Source organism: Paraburkholderia sp. SIMBA_053 (assembly GCF_046534895.1).
Classification (GTDB): Bacteria; Pseudomonadota; Gammaproteobacteria; order Burkholderiales; family Burkholderiaceae; genus Paraburkholderia; species Paraburkholderia caledonica.
Genome location: NZ_JAWRXU010000632.1, coordinates 1 through 274, shown reverse-complemented (window position 1 = coordinate 274; position 274 = coordinate 1). Strand labels below are relative to the sequence as shown.

Below are 274 nucleotides of genomic sequence, written 5' to 3'. Positions count from 1 at the left end.
ACTGCAGCGGATCTGAAACCTCGGGATGCACTGGCTCGGGGGAGCGGGCCCGCCCGAGTACTGCCTGCAGGACGAGCGTCTCGCCCGCCTTCCGCATGGCGAGCGTGCCATAGATTGCCGAGATGATCGCTTCCGGGTTGGGTGTGCCCAACGTGAGGCCTTGGCGTGAAGCGCTGATGCGACCGCTCGACGTCACCGGAGTACGGATGGCGCTGTCGAAGATGATGTCGGGAAGCGCATGTGCCAGCAGATGCTTGAGTGTATGCACGGCAGT

The 274-nt window shown here is 63.9% G+C and carries 1 protein-coding gene; it reads right to left on the bottom strand.

The window, feature by feature from the left end:
- Positions 1 to 274: hypothetical protein (locus SB753_RS37130; RefSeq protein ID WP_410805137.1), on the bottom strand; the 274-nt coding region annotated here is incomplete at both ends.